This is a genomic window from Marinifilum flexuosum (assembly GCF_003610555.1).
Taxonomy (GTDB): domain Bacteria; phylum Bacteroidota; class Bacteroidia; order Bacteroidales; family Marinifilaceae; genus Marinifilum; species Marinifilum flexuosum.
Window position 1 is genome coordinate 136,594 of the sequence record NZ_RAPQ01000009.1, and the last position, 24,474, is coordinate 161,067.

The following is a 24,474-nucleotide window of genomic DNA, read 5'->3' on the forward strand; positions in this document are numbered from 1 at the left end:
CAAGAAAACAGCGCTAAATTGAATTAACAATTTAGCGCTGTTTTTTGTTTTAAAACTTTTAACTTTAGACTTCAACACTTTTAACTTTCTCTATGAACATTCTTCAAATCATACCGGGTTCGGGCGGCAGCTTTTATTGCGGCAATTGCTTACGCGATGACAAATTCTATTTAGCAATGAAAAAACAAGGACATCAGGTAACCAAATTGCCCATGTACCTTCCCCTGTTTTCGGATGAACATGATCTGAATGAAATTCCTGTTTTTTATGGAGCCATCAGCATTTATTTGAAGCAACTCTACCCTATTTTCCAGAAAGCTCCTGCCTGGGTAGACAAACTTCTCAACTCGAAACCCATGCTTAAATTGGCTGCGAGTATGGCAGGCTCCACCAGCGCGAAAGGATTGGAAGAGATGACCATATCCATGCTAATGGGTGAAGAAGGCAAGCAGAAAGAAGAGCTACACCGAATGGTAAGTTGGATGGCAGAACACCTACATCCAGATGTACTGCATTTATCAAATGCTTTGTTGTTAGGTTTGGCTCCAAAGCTTCGAGAAGTATTTCCCGATGCTGTAATTGTTTGTTCCTTGCAAGATGAAGATGTTTGGGTGGATGCCATGAACGATTCGTTCAGAAACAAAATCTGGAAATTAATGAGCGAGAAAGCTGAAGCGGTTGATGGTTTTATTGCAGTTTCCGATTTTTACGCAAAAGTTTCATTGGAGAAGATGGACATCCCTGAAAGCAAAGTTTTCATTAATCACTTGGGAGTTGAACCAAGCGAGTACCAGGTAAAAGCATTTGAAGAAAAACAAAGAAACATAGGATACATCTCAAGAATGTGTGAAGCCAATGGCTTCGACATCATGATAGATGCATTCATTCTTCTGAAACAAGACAAAGAGTTTGAAGATGTTCAACTCATTTTAACGGGTGGATCTACCGGCGATGACAAAGGCATATTGAACGAAACAGAGAAAAAGCTTAAAAATGCTAAGCTTTGGAATGATGTAGAATTCCATGAAGATTTCGATGGAAGCGGACGCCACAATTTCTTTAGCAAAGTACAAATGATTTCTGTACCGGTACGCAATGGTGAAGCTTTTGGCTTATATCTCCTGGAAAGTATGGCATCAGGTGTACCAGTGGTGCAACCCAAACTGGGGGCATTCCCTGAAATCGTTGATAAATCGAAAGGTGGAATCATTTACGGGCACAATAGCAAAGAAAATCTTTGCGATGCTTTAAAAATCTTATTAAGAGATCAGAATCAACTGAAACAACTCTCCTTAGATTGTAGAATTGGTGTGGAAAATGAATTCAACATCGTGAATCAAACCCAAAGCCTTCTGAACATTTACAATCAACTCAAGAGAAATTAATTTTCTAAATCAATCATATCTACTCTTTCTTAAAAGAGAATTGCATAAAATACAAAAGGCCGATCAGTTGATCAGCCTTTTGTTATTAGTAGTATAAAAATCGTTTTATCTTATGCGTTGCTGTTTTTTGAAATGGATCAACATGTGCAACCACCATCTGAACCTGAGAGAACTTGTTAACTCGAGAATTCACATAAACCTGCAATTCTTCTATCAGTTCGTCAACAGTATGATCTACATAGTCTTCCACCTCTTTTTTCAGATATTTGTATTGTTGCTCAAGCTCTTCGTAGTTAAAGTGAACCATTGCCACCAACTTGCCTTTTTTCTCCACTACAATCGATTCAACAACATGCTTAAAGTTGTTGATTACTGATTCAATCTCTTCCGGGTAAATGTTTTCCCCACTTGCGCCAACAATCATATTCTTTAATCTACCTTCTATGTACAAGTAGTTGTCCTTGTCCATTTTGGCCAAGTCTCCAGTTTTAAACCAACCATCTTCGGTTAGAACCTCTTTGGTTTTCTCTGGCTCTTTGTAATATCCCATCATCACATTATCACCTTTGGCCCAAACTTCACCAATTTGAGTTACAGGATCAGGATTGTGAATTTTCAACTCTACCCCCATTAATGCTGGTCCTGTAGATTGATATTTGGTCTTCGACGGACCAATCCCCGCCAACAAAGGTGCAGTTTCCGTTAAACCATAACCTATTGCATAAGGAAATTTAGCTTCGCGCAAAAATCTTTCCACATTCGAATTCAACTTGGCTCCACCAATTCCAAAGAAGGTTAATTCTCCACCAAAGGTTTGCATTAGCTTTTTACCTGCTATGGCATTTAATCTTTTGCGGAAGAAAGGTACCTTATACAAGAATCTTGTAATGGCTTTCGAATTGATAGACGGAAGTACTTTCCCCTGGTAGATCTTCTCAATAATCAGCGGAACTGAAAACATCACAGTAGGCTTAACTTCCTTAAGTGCAGAAATTAACAAAGAAGGAACCGGAGTTTTTCCCAAATAATAGATACATGCTCCAGCAATCATTGGAATTACATAGCCCAAAGTATTTTCATAGGTATGCGATAAAGGAAGTATTGACAAAAATCGATCTGTTTCATCAATTGGATGAATAGTTTTAGATCGAGCGGCATTCGAACAGATGTTCTTATGCGATAACATTACTCCTTTAGAATTACCTGTGGTTCCCGAAGTATATATAATAGCAGCCAAATCATTTTCTTCAACTGCGTATTTTCTTTCAATTTGAATATTAGCATCAAATTTAAAATCTGCTGCATCTTCCCCAATCAATGAGTAATCCTCAATTGCAATTTTATATTGTAGATTCTCTGCTTCTATTTTCCCCAATTTTGGAAGTAGTCCTTTGGAAACCAATACGACTTTTGCTTCAGAGTGCTTAAGGATATTTTCAATTTCACCAATACTAAAATCAGGCAACATAGGCACTACAACAGCTCCCATAAAAACCGTTGCATAATAGGCCATTCCCCAATTGGGCATATTGGTACTTAAAAGTGCTACTTTATCTCCCGGCTTTATTCCGAGTTTCTCATAAAATGCCATTAATGATTTAATCGTAGCATCAACCTCTTTATAAGTAAATGGTTTTTGTCCGACTAAAGCCATTGCATTACAATCACCAAACTTTTGAACTGAATTTTCAAAGAGAGAAGGGAATGTAAATTTATTGTTATTTTCCATTTTTCTGGTCTTAAGGTTTGAGCAATTTCAAGCACTGTGTATAGGCTTTTTAAATGATTTGCTCCCATGCAAGTTATAAAAAATATCATTCGAGCTATCTTTTTTAGGCTTTTAGCACTTCTATGAATTAAATATTCTTTTGTTCTGTTTATCCAAAGCACCCTCTTAACGACCTAATAATAGGGCAATAATCACATGTCAAACATTCATTTTTATTCATAAAGATTTTAACCTCACAAATCTTGAAATTATTCTTTTTTTAATACATTTATTGTTCTAATCAAGAAACAACACACCAAGCAAGCAACAAATTGAATGATCCTTTTCACCCATTGATGATTCTTTATACTTGTAAGCACCTAAGACCTATTTAACTATGAAACGTCGTCACTTTATATCACTATCAGCATTAGCCGCACCAATGCTAGCGGGACTAGGAATTTCTTCCTGCAATACTACCACTTCGAGTAATGAAGTTGAGGAACACCCTAATTTTAACGATTTTAAATACAATGAGAAAAGCATCTCAGAACTTCAACAGCTGATGGATGCTGGAAAATTAACTTGTGAAGAATTGGTGATAGAATATCTAGATAGGATTGAAAAAATAGATAAAAATGGTCCCGGCTTAAATTCAGTTATCGATATCAATCATGATGCTTTACCTCTAGCCAGACAACTTGATGAAGAAAGAAAAAGCGGTCTTTTACGTGGTGCATTACATGGAATCCCAATTCTATTAAAAGATAATATAGACACAGCAGATAAAATGATGACAACTGCAGGTTCCTTTGCTTTAGAGGGGAATTTTGCTGACCAAGATGCCTTCATTGTAAAACAACTAAGAAAATCAGGTGCTTTAATATTGGGCAAAACCAATTTAAGCGAATGGGCCAACTTTAGAAGCACACGTTCGTCGAGTGGATGGAGTGGACGAGGCGGACAAACTCACAATCCTTATGTCATTGATCGATCACCTTGTGGTTCAAGCTCTGGATCGGGAGTTGCCGTTGCTGCCAACTTATGTGTTGCAGCAGTAGGAACAGAAACCGATGGTTCTGTTGTATGTCCATCCGGACATAATGGCATTGTTGGTATCAAACCCACCTTAGGAATGGTAAGCAGAACTGGCATTATTCCTATTGCTCATTCGCAAGATACCGCCGGACCAATGGCGAAATCTGTTAGCGATGCAGCTATTCTACTGGAAGTTATGAGTGGAGCAGATCAAAATGACAATATCACACTAAACAAGAAGAACAAAGCATTTAATTACATTGCAAACCTGAAAAAGGATGCCTTAAAAGGAAAACGAATCGGGATTGTTCGAGCAATGATGGGATTCCACTCAGAAGTAGATAAAATCATAGAACAAGCCATTGAAGACATCAAATCAGCAGGAGCTGAAGTAATTGATGTTGAACTGGAAAACCTGAACCAATATGGCAATGAGGAATATGAAGTATTGCTCTACGAATTCAAACATGACTTAAACGAATACCTGAGCAAATGTAAATTCCCTATTGTAAAAAGCCTGGATGACATTATCAAATTCAATGAGCAATATAAGGATCGTGAAATGCCTTGGTTTGGTCAGGAAATACTGGAAATGGCCAACAAAAAGGGTGATTTGAATGAAAAAGAATATTTGGAAGCATTGACAAAAAGTAAAAAGTTATCGGGTGAATTAGGAATTGATTACACACTAAAAAAATACAATGTAGATGCGCTAATGGCTCCTACCAATGGTCCTGCCTGGAATATCGATCTTGTAAATGGTGATCACTACGGCGGAGGAAGCAGTCAACCTGCAGCAGTTTCTGGTTATCCAAACATTACTATTCCCGCCGGATTTGTACACAGTCTTCCTATTGGAGTATCATTTTTTGCTGAAGCCTTCTCCGAAGAAAAATTGATTCAACTGGCATACTCTTACGAACAAAACACCATGCACAGAAGAGCTCCGGAGTTCTATTCAACAATTATGCAATAGAGATTCTATTCGACCAAATGATTACAGGGAAACTCTAATTCAAAAGTGGTTCCCTGTCCTTCATGGCTTTCCACTTTAATCTTGCCTTTGTGAATCTGAACCAGCTCTTGAACTACACTCAGACCTAGTCCTGTCCCTCTTTCTCCGCGCAATCCTGCTTTACTTTGCGTAAAGCTCTTCTCTTTAAACAACTTGTTAATTAACGATTCAGACATTCCTATTCCTGAATCTTTTACCTTAATATGAATCGCAGAAAAATTCTTGAAAGCGCTTAAAAATATAGTACCATTGCTTTCTGTATATTTCAATGCATTTGAAATGAGATTCATCAGTACAATCCTTACAATATTTGGATCAATAAAAACCTCATCTATTTCATTTTCTATTTTAAAATCAATTTGATTTTTATTCAAATCCGTAGTGTAAAACTCTTTCAATTCGTTAATAATTTCATCAAACTTTACATCTTCTGGTTGAAAATGAATTTTTCCAGACTGCGACATGGACCAATGCAACAAACTTGTTAGTAGCTTCAAGCCTTCAACAGCCGACTGGTTAATAAACCTTGCATATTTTCTGGACTTATCGCAATCTTTACGCTCTATCTCAGTGATCAGAAGCTCACTAAAACCGATTAATGAATTAAATGGATTTCTTAAGTCATGAGAGATCACCGAAAACAATTTGTCTTTGGTTTGGTTCATCTCTTCAAGTTTCTTATTCATCCTTTGGTTAGTCCTAAATCGCCAAATTAAAATAGCAATAACCACTATCATGAAGAAAATGACCATGACCAAATTTTGCTCCATCAACTCATTGGTTTTCAACTTCTGCTCTGTAAGAAGCAAATCATTCTGCATATCAAAATTTCGGTCCATTTCATTCATAATCTCGAACTGTTGAACCGATAGTACAGAATCATATTGCACATTAAATTTTTCAAAACTCAAAGTCGCATACTTATAATCTCCTAAAATTTTATAGAAATCAATATACGAATGCGATGCCTCAATAATTTTTGCATTGATACCAAGTTTTAAGGCAATTTTCATTGCAAGCTCCAGTGATTTTTCACCTTCAACCCTCTTCTTTTTTTGGGCATAAACCAGAGCCATCCCTATATAATTATCTACAACGCCAAAGTCATGATCCTGCTTAAGGTTTAAGTCCAATGCATTTTGATAATATTCAAAAGCCTTATCAAACTGGCCCCTTTGATAGTAAATATTTGCCATCCCATTCAAACAAAAAGCAGCATATCTCACTCTTTCCACTCCAACACTCATGGCATAGGATCTCTGATAATATTTCATTGCAGAATCCTTGTCCCCCTTTACCTCATAAGTACGAGCAATTTCCCTGTAAATCGCACCAATACCAACTTCATTTCCCAATTTCCTCCATATTTCTATTGCCTTATGAAAATATTGCAAGGCAAGATCAAATTGCTCCTGCTCCCGATACACCAAACCGATATTAACATACGAATAAGATCTTCCTGATGGATGACTTAACTTTTCAAACATATTAACGGCATATTCCGAGTATCTCATGGAAAGAGGTAAGTTGCCCGTTATCAAATACAAATCCCCTAAATTGTTATAGGAATAAGCTATTTGCACAGAATCTTTCTGAATCAAACTATGTCTCAGAGAGTTATGTAAATTAGGAATCGATTCCTTGGTCCGGTAAAGGTAATGAAGCTCTATCACTCCAATAAAGCCATACACCTTAGGCAATGCTTCCTTAATATCATATTGAATAGAAAGTTCTAAAGCGCGTTTTCCCAAAACCAATGCGGAATCGGAATCACTTACTCTTAGCCGCCAACATTCATCAGCCAAGCGTTGTATTTCTTCCACAACACTCTTTTCTGTGAACAATTGATCCACAGTTTTACCATCCGACTGACTAAAACAGATCAGGATGGTTGAGAAGAATAACACGCACGCAACAATCAGTCGTTTATACAGCATATGGCATAACGATTAAGAATTTCATTTGAGTCAGATCAAAATGAATGATACCCAATACAAAATTAGAATTTGAATTTAATTTTTATTCAAGCTTTGATGTATCGCACTCAATATTTTACTAAAGGAAAAATTTGTACCCTATAATCAAAAGTACAATGAACACTGCCGCCAGCAAAGAATACTTACTGGCAAAATTAATAGTATATCCTAACATTGGATCATACTTGGGAACAAACAATCTGGGATCCTTTCGGTTACAATAAAATGGACCATGCCAATTTCCCAGATCTTTATGCATTTCATCCAATATGTGCTGATCCAGTTTCTGTTTCATAGGAGTTTTAGTTTATTTAGATAGGTATAATCAAAATTAATAATAATTATACAATTGCTAGCATAATTACGGCTAAAAAAGAAATGGCAATGATACACCAGGAATCATTGCCATTTCTCTTATAAATTTCTGCTCTTACCAGCTTTTCAGTCTTACTCCAATATAAAATGTTCTTGGCGATCCTGGCCCATAAACATAGTTGCTATCACGATTCTTTCCACTGTCAAAATCATCCTGATAAGCATTGGTAATATTTTTAATTCCCCCGAATAGCTCCAAACCGGAATCTACCTGCTTCAATTTAAAGGTATACGATAGCTTAAGGTTCAACTCGGTAAATGAATCTGATTTTTTATACTCATCAATGGATTGTTCTGGTGCTCCTCCAAAATGAGCCAATAGCATAGGTCCTGTGTAAACGCTGCTAAGTGTAGCATTGAATTTTGAAGATGGCGTAAACGACAAGCTCGCATATCCATACTTTTCCGGAGTTCTCAAAAACTCACGCTTGGCTTCCAAACCATCTATGTTCTCTACCGCCTCATCGAACTTGCTCGACTGCAAGGTAAAACCAGCTTCGAATTGCGCTTTTCTATTGTAATTAGCTCTTAACTCCAAAGTGACTCCTTGTACTTTTGCACCCGATCCATTTCTCTTTTCGAATCTATCGCCAAATTCATCAGCTTCCAATGGTTCCAAATAAAAAGCATCATCCAACTTGGTATAGAATCCTTCCAAGGTAAATCCTGCAATCCACTTTTCTGTTGCCTTGTCGTAATTGATCGATCCACTCAAAGAGTTCGATCTCTCTTCTTTCAAACCATCAGCCAAAATAATTCTGGAAATTCCTCCTCCTGCGAATGCAATATGCATATCAGAATCGAAAGCCTGAGGAGCTCTAAAGCCAGTACCCCATGTCAATCGCAATTGTGTATTGGTTTTGTACTTGTACAGCAATGACAAACGTGGACTTAAAATGGCTTTATCAACTAAATTGTGCTTATCTACACGCAAACCAGCAAGGAAATTTAAATTTTTACGTACTTCCCAATCCGACTGGAAAAACCCACCAAAGTTCTTTGTGGTCTGATCTGTGCCATAACTGTAGCGAGGAATCGAGTCCAACACATCATCATACACATACTCTGTTCCAACAGTCAATACATTTTTGCCACCTAAGAAATCATTCAACCTATGATTCAATTGAGTTCCAAACTGTAAGGTCGTATTCTCTGTATCCCCATAAGGAGGATTACTCAAATGCAAATCAATTTCGTCCTGATCATCAGGATATATACCGGTATAATGATCTCTTTCAGTATACTGGCCTGCCGCATAAGCAATAAAGGACGAATTGTCTTCATTAAAATTTATTTGATAATCTAAACCAGCCATCAATACATCGTGCGTTCTTTCTTCTGATTGTTTTGCCAAATGAGCTGCTCTATCAACAATTTCACCTCCATATCGATACTCATGCAAGCTGGTAAAGCTCAATTCCAACTTCTGATTCTCGCTAGGCTTATAAAACAGGTTGGCACCAAATGAATTGTTTTTTAATTCAGGCAGTTCAGAATAATTATCACCATTGGCATCAAAAGCACTACGCGTTCTACGATTCACATAAATAGACGCACCTGCATTTCTTTTCTGATTCAGCATGCTGATGTTTCCATTCATAATCACATCCGATTCTTTTCCATCAATAAACTGGGTAGTCACACCAAAATCGTAACTTGGCTGACTTGGAATCTTGGTAATCACGTTCACGGTTCCACCAATGGCACTCGAGCCATACAGTGCTGAACCACCACCACGAACTACCTCTATTCTTTCTACCATATTGGCAGGAATCTGCTCCATTCCATACAAGCCTGTTAATGGACTAAAAATAGGACGACCATTAATCAAGATTTGTGAGTATCCACCACCCAGACCATTCATTCTAAGCTGTGTATAATTACAAGTCTGGCAATCGGTTTCCACTCGCAATCCTGGCTGAAAACGCAATCCCTCAGAGATATTACAAGCCTGTACCTGATCCAAGGCCTTACTCTCCAAAACATTCACAATTACCGGCGATTCGGTCTTTCTCTTGAATGTTTTTGTACCGGTAACCACCACATCATCAAGCGACATTACCTGCTCCTTCAATACAAAATTTACTTCAATGGTTTTGCCACTTTCTACTTTTATCTTTTGCCTGGCAATTTCATAACCCATCGATTTGGCTACAAGGGTATGTTCCCCTACCGGCAAATTCACCAATAAATAGTGTCCCGTATGATCGGTAGTGATTCCTAAGGTAGTACCCTCCAAATAAATACTTACAAAAGGAATGTGTTCACCACTCTGCTCCGATTTTACATCTCCAAAAACATTCGCATCCGTTTTCTGCGCCCAAAGAGCTTCGCTAATCCCCAACAAACAGAGAATTACAAATAAGTGTCTTATCATTTTCATATACTATTATTTTCTTTGTTATTCATTATTTCCTGATCACTGTTTACTGTTCATTGATCACTGATCCTTGTCACATATATATTGTTCGAAAATTCTTTCGGAATGACAATTTGTCTTCCAAGAATTGAAATTTCAGTCAATTGATTTTTGCTATACTGTTTTGCCACTTTTATTTCATTGTCAATTTCAATCTTGTTATCACAACAGAAATTGTAAAATTCTTCATCATTGCTCACCAACCTAATGATTCTATACTCCTGTCCTTCCTCTGCCTTAAAAAGCACTTTGCTATCTTTTTCAAAATCAACAAAGCCATATACATTGGGAATGGGATCTCCATGAGGATCAAAACTTGGTTTCTCCAAATAATTCCATAAAATCTCGGACATTCTATCCGATGTAGCATGCTCTAACAATTCAGCTTCGTTATGTATCTCTAACAAACTCATGTCAAAAGTTCGATACAGAAATGTCTCCCACAAACGATGCTTTCGAATAACCTGAAGTGCCAACCTTTCTCCTTTTGGTGTTAATTGTAAAGCCTGGTACTTTCGATATTCAAGCAAATCCTTCTCCGATAACTTACGAGCCATGTCGGTAGCAGCAGCATTACTGATGCCCAAAGCCTTTGCTATAGAGCCAGGTTTGGTATCCCTTGCCTCTAACTTCTGAAAGCAGTAAATGGTTTTTAAAAAATTCTCTGTTGATGCCGACATTTAAATAAAAGATTTAAGCATACTTAAATATTAATTCAAATATATTAAAAAACCTTTTATTTAGACTAATTCTACTTTAAGTTTTTTATAAAAAATACGCCAACATTACATTTAACACTTTGCTATTAATCGAAATTTACCTTCCTTTGCATCCCCCTTTTTTAAAAAAATAATTCGAGAGAATTGTTAAACAGAAGTCATCTTAATCAAACAATGCTTTATTAAAACCATGTATTTGTACGTGTTTGTACAAGTTGACTTGTCCTGTATACTATAGAATAAAAAAATTGAATTATGCGAGTAAAATTGATGTTTTCATGGCTAATGGTAATGGCCTTGATTTTGGTTTTAAGTTGTAGTAAGGATGAGACAAATCCTGAAGTAGAAATCAAATTAAATCCATCGAACTTTAATATCTCAGTAAAGGATCTTACCTACAATTCTGCTGAAATTCAGTGGACAGCTTCGTTAATTGCAGATGAATCAAAAATTGTGTACGATGTTTACCTAAATGATGAGCTGAAAGCTAAGGATTTGGAGAATTTAAGCTATCAATTTGAAGAATTGGAAGCGGTAACTACTTACGATATAGAGGTAATTGCAAAAAGTACTTATGAAACTCAAGTTGTTGTTTCGTATGCTTTAACGACAAAGGATACCCCAAATCCAGGAGCAATAGCAATGAAAATAGATGAATTATCTACCGATCAAATAAAAGTATCATGGGTTAACTCTGATCCAACTCAAAATTTGTCTTATGCAATCTACCTGGACGATGTCTTAAGAGCCGAAAATTTAACTGTGTCGACTTTTACCTTTTCCGAGTTGGAAGGAAACAAGTTGTATCATATTAAGCTGATTGGAAGAAATGAGTTTAATAAAACAGTTGAAAGTAAACTTGATATTACTACAAATGACTATGCAGAGCCCAGTGATTTTACCCTTTCAGTAGAAAGTGTGACAGGTAATGGAGCAAAAATAGTCTGGGGATCTTCGGAATCTGAAAAGTTGACTTACCGAGTTCTCTTGAATACAGTTGAACATGCTAAAGGCATTGAGGTTTTGGAATATGAATTCACATCTTTGACTTACAATACGCAATATACTGCAACAGTTGAGGCTACAAATGAGCATGGCAAAACCAAAAGTAAACAAATTGAATTTACAACTTTAGAAGCTGGAGTACCTGCTGATTTTATGATCTTTATTGAAAATATCAGTCAGGAATCGGCACTTATTCGTTGGGAAACAACAGGTGATAAAGAGGAGGTGATTAGTTATAAAGTATTCGTCAATGGATTTTTTAAAGGCGAAGCTTTTAACGTCAATCAGATTTTATTAGAAAGATTGGAAGCAGGAAAACTTCACCAACTTAAAATAGAAGCCAAAAATGCCTACAATAAAACATTGGAAAAGACCTCCGAGTTCTCGACTCTTGAAGCAGTCAGCTTGTCTGATTTTACTATCAGTTCGCAAGATATAGAACAGACTTCGGCACTTTTGAGCTGGACCGAATGTGTGGCCAGCGATGGCAGTAAGGTGACCTATGATGTATATTATGGAAGCGGATCCATCGCCAAAAGAGGATTGGAGGAAAGGCAGTACAAGGCCACAGGACTTCGTGCTGGTCAGGAGTATACCTACAAGATTGAAGCCCGTAGTGAGAAAGTATTATTGCCACGTACTCAAACCATATCATTTACGACCAAGGCATATGAAGTACCTGGTGAGTTTGAATTAAAGGTTCAGGATATTACAGAAACCCAGGCAAAAGTAAGCTGGACAAATTCAGAATTGCCATCAGGAGGTGCAATTACCTATGAGGCTTATTTGAATGACATAGCTTATACATACAACGCAAGTGGAAATGCTTTTATTTTTAAGAATTTAAAAGCCGAGACCAATTACACAGCCAGAATTGTAGCTAAATCTCAAAACAATACAACACATGAACAGACGATTCGTTTTACAACAAAAGCGGAAGCAGTTCCAGAAGTACAACTTAGTGTAGCAAATGTTGGAATTCGATCCTTTGAATTAAACTGGAAGCTAACGGAAAGTCCATCTTACGACAGCTATGAACTTTTTCTGGATGGCAAGTCAATAAAGGCGGGGTATTTTCTAACTTATACCTTCAGCGATCTGCAATCGAACACCAGCTATAAGCTAAAAGTTCTTGGCAAACGTGCGGGCAAAACCTATCAGAAAGAAATCGAAGTAAAAACTTTAGCCTATCCTGAAGCCTTGGATTTCGATTTGGTAATTAACCCGAAATCCTACAATCAGGTTGAGATCAATTTAAATGATTTTCAAGATAAGAATAGAGATCGATTTGAGGATTTCAGTGAAATGACCTACGAAGCCTATTGGAATGGTGCCAAAGAATCATGGGGAGAGGGGATAACATCTAAAATTGTAAGGAATTTGGAGGAACAAACGCATTACAATTTTCAACTAATTATAAAATATGCTGATGGAAGCATTGCCCTGGAAAAAAGAGCTGATTTTACAACACCCGAAAATCAGGCTCCTGTTTGGAATAGCGATTTGAAAATAAAGCAAACAGGCTTCAGTTTCTTAGAATTGGAGAATAATTTTGCTACTGATGCTGAAAATTCGGATTTGGTTTATACCTACTACGTGAATGGAACTCCTCTTCAGATGAATATTAATTATGGTGGAAACACTAGAGGTACTGGTCAGATTGAGAGTGGTGTAAATACAAATGATAATGAAATTTTATTGACACACCTGGAGTCGGATACAGACTACAGCTTTTATATTGAAGCAAAGGATCCTAAAGGAAAAGTAGGCCGCAGCAATACCATCCAGTTTAAAACTGCTGTTGATGCCAAGGAGGTTTTTAACATCATGGCAGCTATCGAAACAAATGTGAAACAGGTTGGTCCGCGTTGGTCAAAAATGGGAAAGGTTTCTTCGATGAAAGAAATCCGTATATTTTGGAATATTGACGGGGTTAAGATGGAGCGAGGACAGTACATCGATCCTTCAAAAGTGATTGAACTTGGTGGTGATCATTCTTTGGTTTTAGATTACAGTCCTTTCTTAAAAGAGAATCCAGATGTCAGTTTAAGCTTCACCGTTTTAATAAAATGGATTGACAACGAAGCTCTTGAGGAATCGGAATCAACTCTGATTGTGATACAAGAATAAAATATTGTACTTTCAACTATAAAAAATCCCGGTCTTTAATTAGATCGGGATTTTTTAAGATGATCAAGTATTTCCTTACCTGAGTGACCAAAATTAATTACTTCTTTGAATCATCCTTATAAGGTCGATACAAGGGTTTGTGCTCCACATCCGGACCTTCGGAATCAAACATGATGGCAATACGAGATACCAATGCGGCCAATATCATATATCCGGCAATAATCTGCAAAGCAACCGTAATGTGCCCCAATAAACTGGCAGGGGCAGCATTCATCGATCCAAAGCCCAAGGTAATCATGGTAACCACCGAGAACGAAACGGTATGTAATGCTTTAATAATGGTATCATTGCTGTTCATGTTGGTAATAATTTCTGGGTTGAACCAATAAATACAACCAAATACCAAAGCAAGTGTCGTAAAAATGTACAAGATTCTCCTTGTAGAGCGTCCATAATCCGAAATCTTCCAAAACAGATGAATAAACATATTCTTATACAACCTTTTCATGAAGCTGCCTGTTTTAAACCACTCTTCCCATCGGTTTCTTCTGATGTTGTAATTTAAGGTATCCATAAGACCCGATCGTAATCGTGCCGAGCTCAAACCTACACTTGTAAAAAGCGTACGCTTGTCTACATCAATGGTATCAATCAAGGTTTCACCATCTACAATTGCAAAGGAAAAATTGGCACTTTCAATTTTCGCGTGATGCAGGTCAGTTCCCTCAATGTGTACATATTTTGCACTTGCCCCTCTCAAATCGGTACCAATCATTCGGCTTTTCAAAAATTCTGTACCATTAATGGTAGCACCTCTCATGTCGGCCATAGTAAAGTTTGTCTTTTTTGCTGATCCATTGCTAAACCATGCCTTTCGAAAATCCGTATCGCGTAAATCACAAGCATCAAAATTTACCAGCGAAAGAAAAGCATAACTAAAATCAGCACAATGAAAATTTATATTACTCAAGTTTACCTTTTCAAAGTTCCTGCTGCTAAAATTAACGCCCTGTAAATAAATTCTCTCGTAATGATTCTGCTCTCTCCATCTATCCCATTCTCCAAAATCACCCTTATCGCTACAAGCAATCAGCAATTCGTAGGCTTTCTTATCTACTTTGGCATCAATTTTATCTTTTTTTGCTGCAGGCATTTCAGCACCTTCTCGTTTCGATAAGTCAATATCAATGAAAAAATTCCTTGTGCCAAAAGCATTGGGTATGCTATTGCTTTGAGGTTGCAACTCCTCCATTATTTCCACCCACTCCTCATTTATCCGATACTTGTACTGAAATGTACCCGATCGCTTAAAACTAATTTTTCGCTCGTAAACTCCATCGCCCTTATCGTGTAGCTTCAAAGGAGCCTCTAACCAATTGGTGAAATCGCCCGCTATTTCAACTTTTGATCCTTCCGGGGCTTCAAAGGCGAATAAGATGGTTTTAGATTTAAATAGATTCATGATTTTGGGTTTTGGGTTTTGGGTTTTGGGTTTTAGGTTTTAGTGATTCATTTATTTTCTATTGAATTAATCTTTCTATGGGTAGCACTTGTAATTTTATCTTTCCAAAATCTTCTTTTAAACGGATTTATCAGCAAATAAGGTATTGGATGATCTCTTACTGCCCAATCCATTTCTAAATCAAAAGTATATGCAAAACAGATCTTACCATCAATTAAAAAGAAGTAGAAAACACAAGTCCTGTATTTCTTGCTTACTTTAAAACAATGTCGATTTTGTATATCCATTTCAAATCCATTCTCTTCAAAAATTCTTTTAAGGATTTTGAAATTAACACTATCCGAATTATCAGTAGCTATTTTTGTAAATTTTAAATCTATAAATTGAAGTAAAGCTGTTAACAATGAAAAACAAACAAGAATAAATAAAAAAATAATACTTGCTTTTGGCATTTCGGAAGCAGAATATTTTGTCCATGTTATTATGAATATAAATATGGCAAATGCAAGCATTCCTATTTGCATCGAAAAATATCTAATAGTCCTAAAAGTGGACATAGGTATTCTTGTCTTTGAAAGTATAATGTTTCGAACTGTTACTTTATCCATTACAAATTAATTCTACCAAACAAACTGCTCTTCTATTCTCTAATCTTTTATTCTAATCTTCTCACAAAACTCCGAAATCTCAGCTTTCATTTCTTCATTTTTATGATCACACATCCCATAAATAATTAATGCTAAATCATTTTTTAGAAGTATCAATTGATGATGATGCATGTGATTTACTCCTGCATAACAATCACCAATCTTAGTCAATGCATTCGCACCATCCATCTGACAGTTCTCAGTACTATCTGTTTTAAATCCATACATGCCATGCTTTTTTAATCCATTGATAGCCATTTGAGATACCTGTTCCTGTGTCAAACTCCCATCAAAAGGTGTGGGAGTCAATATGACCATTGATTTTGCTGTCGATCCGTTTTTACCAATTGGTGTAAACACATACATATTTGATGAAAAACCACCAAACTTAAACTTTGTTGACAAGGTATCGACTGTAAAACCAACTCCTTCAAACGGATCAATAACAATCTCCTTGTTATATTTTACCGATAAAATAGTCTCTTTTAAACTGTTTTCAAGCGCTTTATCATTTGCCTTGTGAATAGAAGATATCATTGTTGAAAAAGTAGTATCCCCAAAAACCAAGCTTATAGAATTATAATTCTTATCATCCGTGCTACCAACCATTACCTTTGCTGGATATCCATCTACTTTTGTTTCTTCACATGAAAAAACGTTTATCCCCTGAAGTTCGAACGTTCTTTTATTAAAATCCTTGGCATTGGTATAATAATTACCTCCAACAAGATCCATAATAATGATTCCTTGTTTATCATCCTTTTGAAGTCCGGTAGTTGCTGGCATTAACGAATACCCATCAGGTATAGAAATCGAAACCCTTGTTCTGGGAATTTTGCTTTGCTTTTTTTGTCCAAAACAGCAAGTATTAAAAATTACAATTAGCAAGAACAATGGTATTACTCTTTTCATGTTGTTTCCTTTTCTTGATTTAAAATATTGTTATTTAACTTTCACCTTTCCTAATGCCATCCAATATTTCAATTGGCATATCTAATTTCATCTTTTTGATCTTATATTTTTGAACTTTAGTTAAATCAGGATCAAAACTAATTTGTCTGGTTTTAAAATTATTTTCTCTAATCCGATTAAATAGTTTGTCCACAAAAACAAACCATTCTGATGATGGTCTTAACAATTGCAATTCCTCATAATCTGTTAGATATGTATATCCATCTGCTAAATGAAAACACATTATTGCTGTTCCCATATCACAATTATCATCTTCTACAATTGCTTTTGGAAAATCAAATCCTTCATCCCAATTGTATTCATCAAGTAAATGGTGAAGTGTTTCTTTGTTTATATTCTCCCTGTTTTCTAACATTTCAGGACCACTTCGTCTTAAAAGCTCAATCGATTTTAGTGTGAATAATAAAATCCTATAGATTTACATTATTTAAACTTTATACTACAAATAGTATATTCATTTACATTCGAGCTTTTCAAGATAATCATGCACCAATGGTATTGAACTATCCTTCTCAATTGCCTTATTTAATAATTCCCTGGCCATTTGGTAATCTTTTTTCTTATAATAACAGATCCCCAAATTCCTTACTGCATATACATTGTCTTTATCAATGCTAATCGATTTTAATATCTCATCCATACCCTCATCAAATCGATCAAGCATCAACAATGAAAAACCTCTATTATTAAGAGCGTAAGCACATTTATTATCCAAATCAATAGCTCTGCTAAAATCAAATATTGACCTTTCATATTTTTCCAATAGTTGATACGAATATCCTCTATTGTTATAATAGACAGAACTCTTATCATTAATTTCTATAGCCTTTGAATATTCCTTAATAGCACCTATATGATCACCTTGCAAAAACCGATCATATCCAGCTTGAGCGAACTGCTGTGATAAGTCAATAATATGCTCTCCCAATTTAGAAGAATAATCAACTGAAATACTCTTCCTGTTTTTAATCAAATTTATAATGGCCTGACCATCATTATAAACATCTCTACCATCAAGATTTACAACTGGTTTCTTTTTGGGAATAAAATCAATAAAGAGGTCATACACCGATGAAATTAATAATATCATAACCAAAGCCTTAGGGATATCCGGCCATTCATATACAATTGATAAATACGTTAAAACAAATGAAAACACAAAAACAAATAATGGGCCTGAAGCTAATATCACAACTTGTTTGAATATCGATAATTCAGAACTAAATGAGTCACATAATCCACCTGTAAATTGCATAGGACTATATTTAATGAAAATATGCAACCTCCCCATTCTTAATTTTATACAATTTTTCACATCCCTAAATGAACCGATATAAACATTAACATTACCTTTTGTGAATATTAAAGCTGGAATGGCATGACCTATTTCATGCAATGCAATTGTTATTGGTCTCAATATTGCAGAAATTAAGACTATAATATAAATAACATATATAAATTTCATTAATGCCTTATTTATCGATTGGAAAAGTTCCTATTGCATTAGCGCCCTCCAATTTAACAAGAATACATTTTAAACAAAATCTTTACCCTAATAAATTGACATAGATTCTGACAACTTTCCTACTTTTCACCATTCCAACTCTTCAAGACTTTCAGAAAAAAAGTCCCCAATTACTCGGAGACTTTCTATTTTACCATTTAAAGTATAATTTTCCACATGAAGAGCTCACATTAAGAATGGCCTCTACATGGCTAGCTGAGGTTTACAACTATTTCTTTATTGCTTTAAAAGTTCCATTGGGTTGAATCAGGCTAAGCTCTGTATTGTCTTCAGCAAATTTCACCTTATAACCATCCAATCCCTTCAGAAGAAACAAATTCTTATCTGATGCTAACAATTGATATTCCGGTTGCCCCGCAACAAATAGATACAGTCCCTTATCATCTTTGGTATAAACCTTTATAAGCATACCGGCAACTTCATATTCTCCTTCATATCCCTTAAGTTTCGATATATCCACATCTATGACTTCCGGTTTATGAATGAACTCAATAGGGTCCAGGCTTGCTTCTAGCTTTAAATTCAAGGCTGAGATTTCACCAGCATCATTCGTACTAAAATTAAACTTCAAGGGTCCAGTTTCGCTTGTATCAATACCATGCTCTGTTACTTCAATTGGATTAAATACATCATAGTGATGATGTTTTAGGTAATAACTATTCCTTTTAACATTGGCGAAGAGTGAATCTCCTTTTACCGATACATTGATTGTTCCGTAGCCAGGATGAAAGTAATCTCCCTTGTAAGAAATGTTCTTATGCGATGGCTTGGTGTTTTGTGCTCTTTGCGAGTTCGATTCCTTTTTTTCCCTGGCTTCTTTTCGTTTCTCTTTTATTTCGGAGTAGTAAGCAAGCCAGTCAAACTTTTTCTCAACCAACAAATAATCCGAAATCATATTTCGAACCATTCTTGGAACAAATGAAGCATTTTGATTTGCCAGTACAACAATTCCAATGCTATCCGAAGGGAAAAATGCTACATTGGCCGAAAAACCATCAATATTCCCTCCATGCTCTACCCTGTAATGACCTCTATAGGAAGATATCATCCAGCCATACCCATAATTAGACATATGAAGATCAGGATTTTCCTTATCGGGTAAACCACCGGAAATTACTGCCTGTGAACTCATTGCTGCCTTAGCATATGACTCTGGTAAAATTTGTTCTCCATTAAATTTTCCATTATTTATCCAAAGCTTCAACCAGTTTGCCATCTCACCTACGCTACTGTTAATGCTTCCTGCAGGAGCCATACCAGCAATACGATAATAATCCATTTTACGATTTATACTATCCTTATAAAGTTCATAACCAATTGCTTTATTTGTACTTTGCTCCAGTTCCTCAATCGATAAATTGGATCGTTCCATTCCCAAGTGATTAAAAAAGCGCTCTCTAATATTCTCTTCCCAGCTTTTTCCTGTAATGCGCTCGGCAATCACCCCTTGAAGAAGAAACATGAAATTGTTGTAATGCCATTTCTGTCGTAAACCAGTAAAAGGTTCGTGATACTGAATTCTTTGAATTAAACTATCCTTGCTATAGCTTGGAAATAAATACCATGAAACATCATGCCTTGGAATTCCTGTTTGATGACTCATGAGGTCACGTATATTAATCCCATGATCCAATTCATTGCTAAAGAATTTTAGTTCCTTAACATGCTTAATGGGACTATCTTCGAACGATAACTTCCCCTCATCTTTTAATTGTCCTAAAAGTGCACAGGTAAAAGCCTTTGATGTAGAACCAATGGCCAAGAGTGTATTTTCATTCATGGGAATTTTATTTTCCAAATCCTGATATCCAAAGCCTTTGGCATAAATGGTTTTATCTCCATGCACAACCGCTACAGCAAAACCAGGTGCCTGTGTTACTTCCAGTATTTTTTCGAACTCTTTTTCAATGCCTTTTAATTTATTATCATTTTGTGCAAGCCCTGCAGATACCATTCCAAGCAGGAACATAAACATTATACAATTCTTAAACATAGCTTATGGATTATTAATTTATTATCATGATGGTTCCCAAAACAATTCTTCTGCTCTTATGCAGAATCATCCATTAGAATTACTCACACTAGTTTTTTCCAAAACCATAGATGTAATCCTGGGCACGGATGATGAACAACTTGTCAGAAATGGCAGGAGTAGCCATGCAGGTTTCACCCACCGGGTTTCTTGCAATGATTTCAAATTCAGGTCCTGCCTTCACCACAACCACACCTTTGCTTTCACTGGTACAGTACAACTTGCCATCAGCCGCTACCAACGATGCGGTTACTGCACTACATTTTAAGTTTTTTCGATAGATTTTCTCTCCTGTTTCTGCATGGTAACAAGTGAGCAATCCGTTATTGGCCATGGTATACAAATAACCATCATAGGCAATTGGTGATGGCATATAAGTCCCTCCTTTTAGGTATCGCCACTTGATAAATTCTCCTGAAGACAAACTATCCGGAATAGAGATATCCCCACGCCCTCCGGGGATGATGGCATAAACCGGACGAACAGGTGGATATCCTCCCGTTACGTAAATCAAATCATTATACACAACAGGTGTACCCACGGTAACCTCCGAATTTGGTCCCAGTTTCCACAGCTCCTCACCAGTATCCGGATTATAGGCCTTTATGTATTCGGTTCCATTTGTAATCAGCTCATTATGATCTTTGCCGTAATACACAACCGGAGTTCCCCAGGAAGAGATCTCTTCCCGATTGTTTTTCCAAACCTCCTTGCCCGTTGCCAAATCAAAAGCAGCAACATAAGAATCCTTCGATCTGTCAGCCTGAATGATCACGGTATTCTTGTAGATCAATGGAGAAGCAGCATGTCCCCACTGGGTTTCCGACTCGAAAAACCAACCCGCGTCAAGAATTCCCATATCTTTTCTCCAAATCTCATTACCATCCATATCGTAACACACCAATCCCTCAGATCCATAAAGTGCTACCAGGTATTTCCCGTTGGTAACCGGAGTGGAATTGGCCTGTGTTGCCTTTGGATGGCGCTTCACCTTAGGCACACCTTTATAGGCGGTATGTTCCCAAAGAATATCTCCCTTGCTCTTGTCCAAACAAAAGATCTTCCATACATGATTCGAATTGTCATTTACAGGTTTTACATCACCATATAAACCCACGCGATATTCTGCCGTTGGATCTTCACCTATGGCCGTAATCACATATATTTTGTCCTCCCAAACTACCGGACATGCATGAGAAAGCCCCGGAATCCTGGTTTTCCATTTCAGGTTTAAACCCTTTTCGGCATCCCATCTAACCGGTGGATACTGACCATCACCGTTTCCCTGGCAATTTTCTCCCCTGAAGGCAGTCCAGTTCAATACCTCTTTCACTTCTCCTACCTCATCCTTGTACTCAGACTTTACTTCCTTTTTCGCTACTTCTTCCGTTCGAACAAAATCTCTCTGGTTTTCACCATTGCGAAACTTTACCGCTACAGCTATGTTCTCAACGGTTTTAAACGAGAGTGTAATGCTTGGAAATTCTGCTACAGAAAAAATGTTTAATGAGTCATATTTCAATTCGTAATACTTGACATCATCAAAACTTGCAAATATCTTATTGTCTTCATTTTTGATTCTCAATTGCCCGTCTTTTTCTGAATACAAACCAGCAAACTTCACGTTTTTATCGTGATTATTCACTTTTGGAAGTACAGCTCCTGCATCCTTCAACAATTTGCATAGGTCTGTATTGTTCATCCCTGTTGCAGTTATCAGGGCAGCATTTAATTTATCACTTTCAATTTTCGTATGATCCAACAGTAGTTTTACTATCTCAACATGTTCATTGCGCACGGCAAGCACAATGGCATCATTGGCCCCAGCTACGTTTTTATCCAGCAATAGCTTCACGATATCAAGCTTCCCCTCTCTTACACTAAAAGGCAACAACCATTTGGTACTCAAATCAGCACCATGCTCCACCATCAGCTTTATCATTTCGAAGTTGGTTTCATAAAAAGCCCATTCAAAGGGAGTAGATTGATAAAAACGATCCCTGTTGTTTGGATCAGCACCATGTTCCAACAAGAACTTTACTGCCTCAAGGCTATTTTTCTCCACTGCAAAAGTTAAGGCCGTGGCTCCATATTTCGATTTTGTATTTACATCGGTGCCCTCTTCAATCAACTTGGCAAGAGTGCCAATGTCATTGGTTTTGGCTGCCTTAAAAAAAGGAAGGTTGTCGGATTGTGCATGAGCTGAGAGAAACACAGCTACCATTAGAAAAATGCTTAGGAATAATCTTTTCTTCATTCTTATAGAATTTGTAGTTAGTATTCAGGCCCAATACGGATAAATACATTCACCCCCTATTCCTTCTACACGTCCTACAAACTATATACTTTCCCTTACACCAAGTAGTATTTTACCGTCTTATAAATTTATGATATATTTTCCCTTTCCCTTACACTTTCCTTAAAGATTTAGTTTTCAGATATCTATTTGGAACAATTCTATGCTTTAAACAGACACTATTATATGAAAAGATTCTTAAATCCTCCGGTGTATTGCTTCCCAAATGATATGATCTAAGCACAGAGAACAAGAAGACACACAGAGGAACAAGCATTTCTCATCTCTATGACCTCTGTGCATAAAAAATTTCTCCTCACAATCAGGATCATTCAAATATGCAGCTTTCCAATAATACCAAATGTAATATTTAATGAGCCATGTATTAAATGGCAGACAGAATGAGCTTACACTGTACCTACAATGTTTTATACACTTTCTTAGACAAAGTACTTCACTATCTTTTAAGCGATTTTTCTTCGCTCTTAACAAATGGATTGATAAAGGCTTTTCCATTCATTACATTAATTGCATTAAAGATTGACACCAAAGCACCAATGAGTAATCCTATCATAAAGGGAGTCAACTGATTCACTTTCCAATAAACCCACAAGCCTCCCAAACTGATTCCCAAAATACACACCTGCATACTAAGAACAGCATGAAAATGATGTATCATATCTTTTGTTTTATTTTTTCTCTGACGCCAAAGAATCAAGCTTGGAAAGAAAAGAGGCAACAATCCACTTAAATGCAAAAATCCAAGCCAAGTGTTGTGATTCACTTCCTGATCCTTCTTATCATCATTCGTCTCCTCTACAAATAAGCTGAAATCAACATCCAATGCCTTTGCAATCATCTGAAGTGTATAAGCCCGTGGATCAACCTCTCCATTCTCAATCCGCTGTATGGTTCTTGCACTAAGCTCAGTCCTCTCAGCCAAGTCTTCCTGAGTTAAACCTTTTTTTACCCTTAGTTCTTTGATAAGTTTTCCTGTTTCCATTTTCATTTCGTTTTTGATTTTGAGTCAAATGTCTGACTGATTAGGGTAACTTTCCAACTACAAAAGCACGACATTTACACGACACTCAAAATCAATCCACACATTATCAGCACTTTGAGAAAATGGAAAAATTAACTAGTATTTAATATTATCACTTATTCTTTTCATTCCCAAATTATAATATTGATTTAGAAATGTAGTCTTTATCAACTTTCCCAAGTTATATAATTCAAAGATCCGTCCATATTAATTTGCACTACTAAAAGCTGATTACAAGGTTCTCCATCAATGTCAATCGAGTAGTCAAATGTTCCGAAATAAGATTCCTGTGGATAAATCCCAACTCTTATTAATTTCAGTTTTTCCATTAAGAGACTACTTCTTGATTTTTTTCGACTTTTTAAATCTATTATTCCAGCTAATTCATTCTCGCTAAGTTCATCAAGATAGAAATTTAGATAGTCGGATGTCATACTAACGGCTTGTTCAAAGTCCGCTTTTATGTAGTTCTGATTTTGATTATCAAATACAGGTATCTCATTCACAAACTCTATTACCTGATTTAATTCAGATTGGCTCGACATTTCAGTCTCAAAATTCAAATCTAAATTGAGTTTTCCCTCTCCATACTTTAATGTCCAATCATAATAATCGGTTAATTTATTCAATTCAATCTCTGCGAAATCTGGTTTTTCCAAAATTCGGATTTCCTCTTTTCTTTTTTCATTCCTTTTATTGTTCTTTTTGAAAAAATCAAATATTCCCAT

The 24,474-nt window shown here is 36.4% G+C and carries 17 protein-coding genes; 3 read left to right on the forward strand and 14 right to left on the reverse strand.

Annotated features, from left to right (window positions below; genetic code table 11):
- Positions 1-176: 176 nt before the first annotated feature.
- Positions 177-1,385, forward strand: a complete 1,209-nt coding sequence (locus BXY64_RS10485; RefSeq protein WP_170150632.1) for a glycosyltransferase family 4 protein — start codon at positions 177-179, stop codon at positions 1,383-1,385.
- 85 nt (positions 1,386-1,470) lie between these two features.
- Here BXY64_RS10485 and BXY64_RS10490 read toward each other — a convergent pair whose 3' ends face one another.
- Positions 1,471-3,114, reverse strand: a complete 1,644-nt coding sequence (locus BXY64_RS10490) for an AMP-binding protein (RefSeq protein WP_120239922.1) — start codon at positions 3,112-3,114, stop codon at positions 1,471-1,473.
- Positions 3,115-3,490: 376 nt separating this feature from the next.
- Between BXY64_RS10490 and BXY64_RS10495 the strand changes: the two genes are divergently transcribed.
- Positions 3,491-5,107 carry an amidase gene (locus BXY64_RS10495; RefSeq protein ID WP_120239923.1) on the forward strand — a complete coding sequence of 539 codons (1,617 nt, stop codon included), beginning with the start codon at positions 3,491-3,493 and terminating at the stop codon, positions 5,105-5,107.
- A gap of 5 nt (positions 5,108-5,112) precedes the next feature.
- On the opposite strand, the gene BXY64_RS10500 is transcribed toward BXY64_RS10495, so the two are convergent.
- The 4 genes from BXY64_RS10500 to BXY64_RS10515 all read right to left on the reverse strand — a co-directional run bounded on the left by BXY64_RS10500 (position 5,113) and on the right by BXY64_RS10515 (position 10,596).
- Positions 5,113-7,083, reverse strand: coding sequence for a tetratricopeptide repeat-containing sensor histidine kinase (locus BXY64_RS10500; RefSeq protein WP_120239924.1), 1,971 nt, complete (start codon positions 7,081-7,083; stop codon positions 5,113-5,115).
- 118 nt (positions 7,084-7,201) lie between these two features.
- Positions 7,202-7,417, reverse strand: a complete 216-nt coding sequence (locus BXY64_RS10505; protein ID WP_211334474.1) for a DUF5808 domain-containing protein — start codon at positions 7,415-7,417, stop codon at positions 7,202-7,204.
- Between the two features lie 135 nt (positions 7,418-7,552).
- Entirely contained in the window at positions 7,553-9,880 is a 2,328-nt protein-coding gene (locus BXY64_RS10510) for a TonB-dependent receptor (RefSeq protein ID WP_211334475.1), read from the reverse strand.
- A 50-nt stretch (positions 9,881-9,930) separates the two neighbouring features.
- Positions 9,931-10,596: a metal-dependent transcriptional regulator gene (locus BXY64_RS10515; protein WP_120239925.1), complete on the reverse strand. Its 666-nt coding sequence runs from the start codon at positions 10,594-10,596 to the stop codon at positions 9,931-9,933.
- A gap of 294 nt (positions 10,597-10,890) precedes the next feature.
- On the opposite strand from BXY64_RS10515, the gene BXY64_RS10520 reads away from it, so the two are divergent.
- A complete protein-coding gene (locus BXY64_RS10520; protein ID WP_120239926.1) occupies positions 10,891-13,770 on the forward strand; it encodes a fibronectin type III domain-containing protein in 2,880 nt (959 codons plus the stop codon).
- 97 nt (positions 13,771-13,867) lie between these two features.
- Here BXY64_RS10520 and BXY64_RS10525 read toward each other — a convergent pair whose 3' ends face one another.
- The 9 genes from BXY64_RS10525 to BXY64_RS10565 form a co-directional block, all read right to left on the reverse strand.
- Positions 13,868-15,232, reverse strand: coding sequence for a pentapeptide repeat-containing protein (locus BXY64_RS10525; protein WP_120239927.1), 1,365 nt, complete (start codon positions 15,230-15,232; stop codon positions 13,868-13,870).
- A gap of 47 nt (positions 15,233-15,279) precedes the next feature.
- Positions 15,280-15,840 carry a hypothetical protein gene (locus BXY64_RS10530; RefSeq protein ID WP_147375970.1) on the reverse strand — a complete coding sequence of 187 codons (561 nt, stop codon included), beginning with the start codon at positions 15,838-15,840 and terminating at the stop codon, positions 15,280-15,282.
- Between the two features lie 39 nt (positions 15,841-15,879).
- Positions 15,880-16,791, reverse strand: a complete 912-nt coding sequence (locus BXY64_RS10535) for a hypothetical protein (protein WP_120239929.1) — start codon at positions 16,789-16,791, stop codon at positions 15,880-15,882.
- A 34-nt stretch (positions 16,792-16,825) separates the two neighbouring features.
- On the reverse strand, positions 16,826-17,206 hold the full coding sequence (locus BXY64_RS10540; protein WP_120239930.1) for a DUF4274 domain-containing protein: 381 nt from the start codon (positions 17,204-17,206) through the stop codon (positions 16,826-16,828).
- 99 nt (positions 17,207-17,305) lie between these two features.
- Positions 17,306-18,316: a tetratricopeptide repeat protein gene (locus tag BXY64_RS10545; protein WP_120239931.1), complete on the reverse strand. Its 1,011-nt coding sequence runs from the start codon at positions 18,314-18,316 to the stop codon at positions 17,306-17,308.
- A 268-nt stretch (positions 18,317-18,584) separates the two neighbouring features.
- Positions 18,585-20,369, reverse strand: coding sequence for a serine hydrolase (locus tag BXY64_RS10550; RefSeq protein WP_211334476.1), 1,785 nt, complete (start codon positions 20,367-20,369; stop codon positions 18,585-18,587).
- Positions 20,370-20,457: 88 nt separating this feature from the next.
- The gene (locus BXY64_RS10555) at positions 20,458-22,665 is read right to left on the reverse strand and encodes an ankyrin repeat domain-containing protein (RefSeq protein WP_120239933.1); all 2,208 of its coding nucleotides are present in this window, start codon (positions 22,663-22,665) and stop codon (positions 20,458-20,460) included.
- Positions 22,666-23,161: 496 nt separating this feature from the next.
- On the reverse strand, positions 23,162-23,713 hold the full coding sequence (locus tag BXY64_RS10560; RefSeq protein WP_120239934.1) for a helix-turn-helix domain-containing protein: 552 nt from the start codon (positions 23,711-23,713) through the stop codon (positions 23,162-23,164).
- 200 nt (positions 23,714-23,913) lie between these two features.
- Positions 23,914-24,474, reverse strand: coding sequence for a DUF2004 domain-containing protein (locus BXY64_RS10565; RefSeq protein ID WP_120239935.1), 561 nt, complete (start codon positions 24,472-24,474; stop codon positions 23,914-23,916).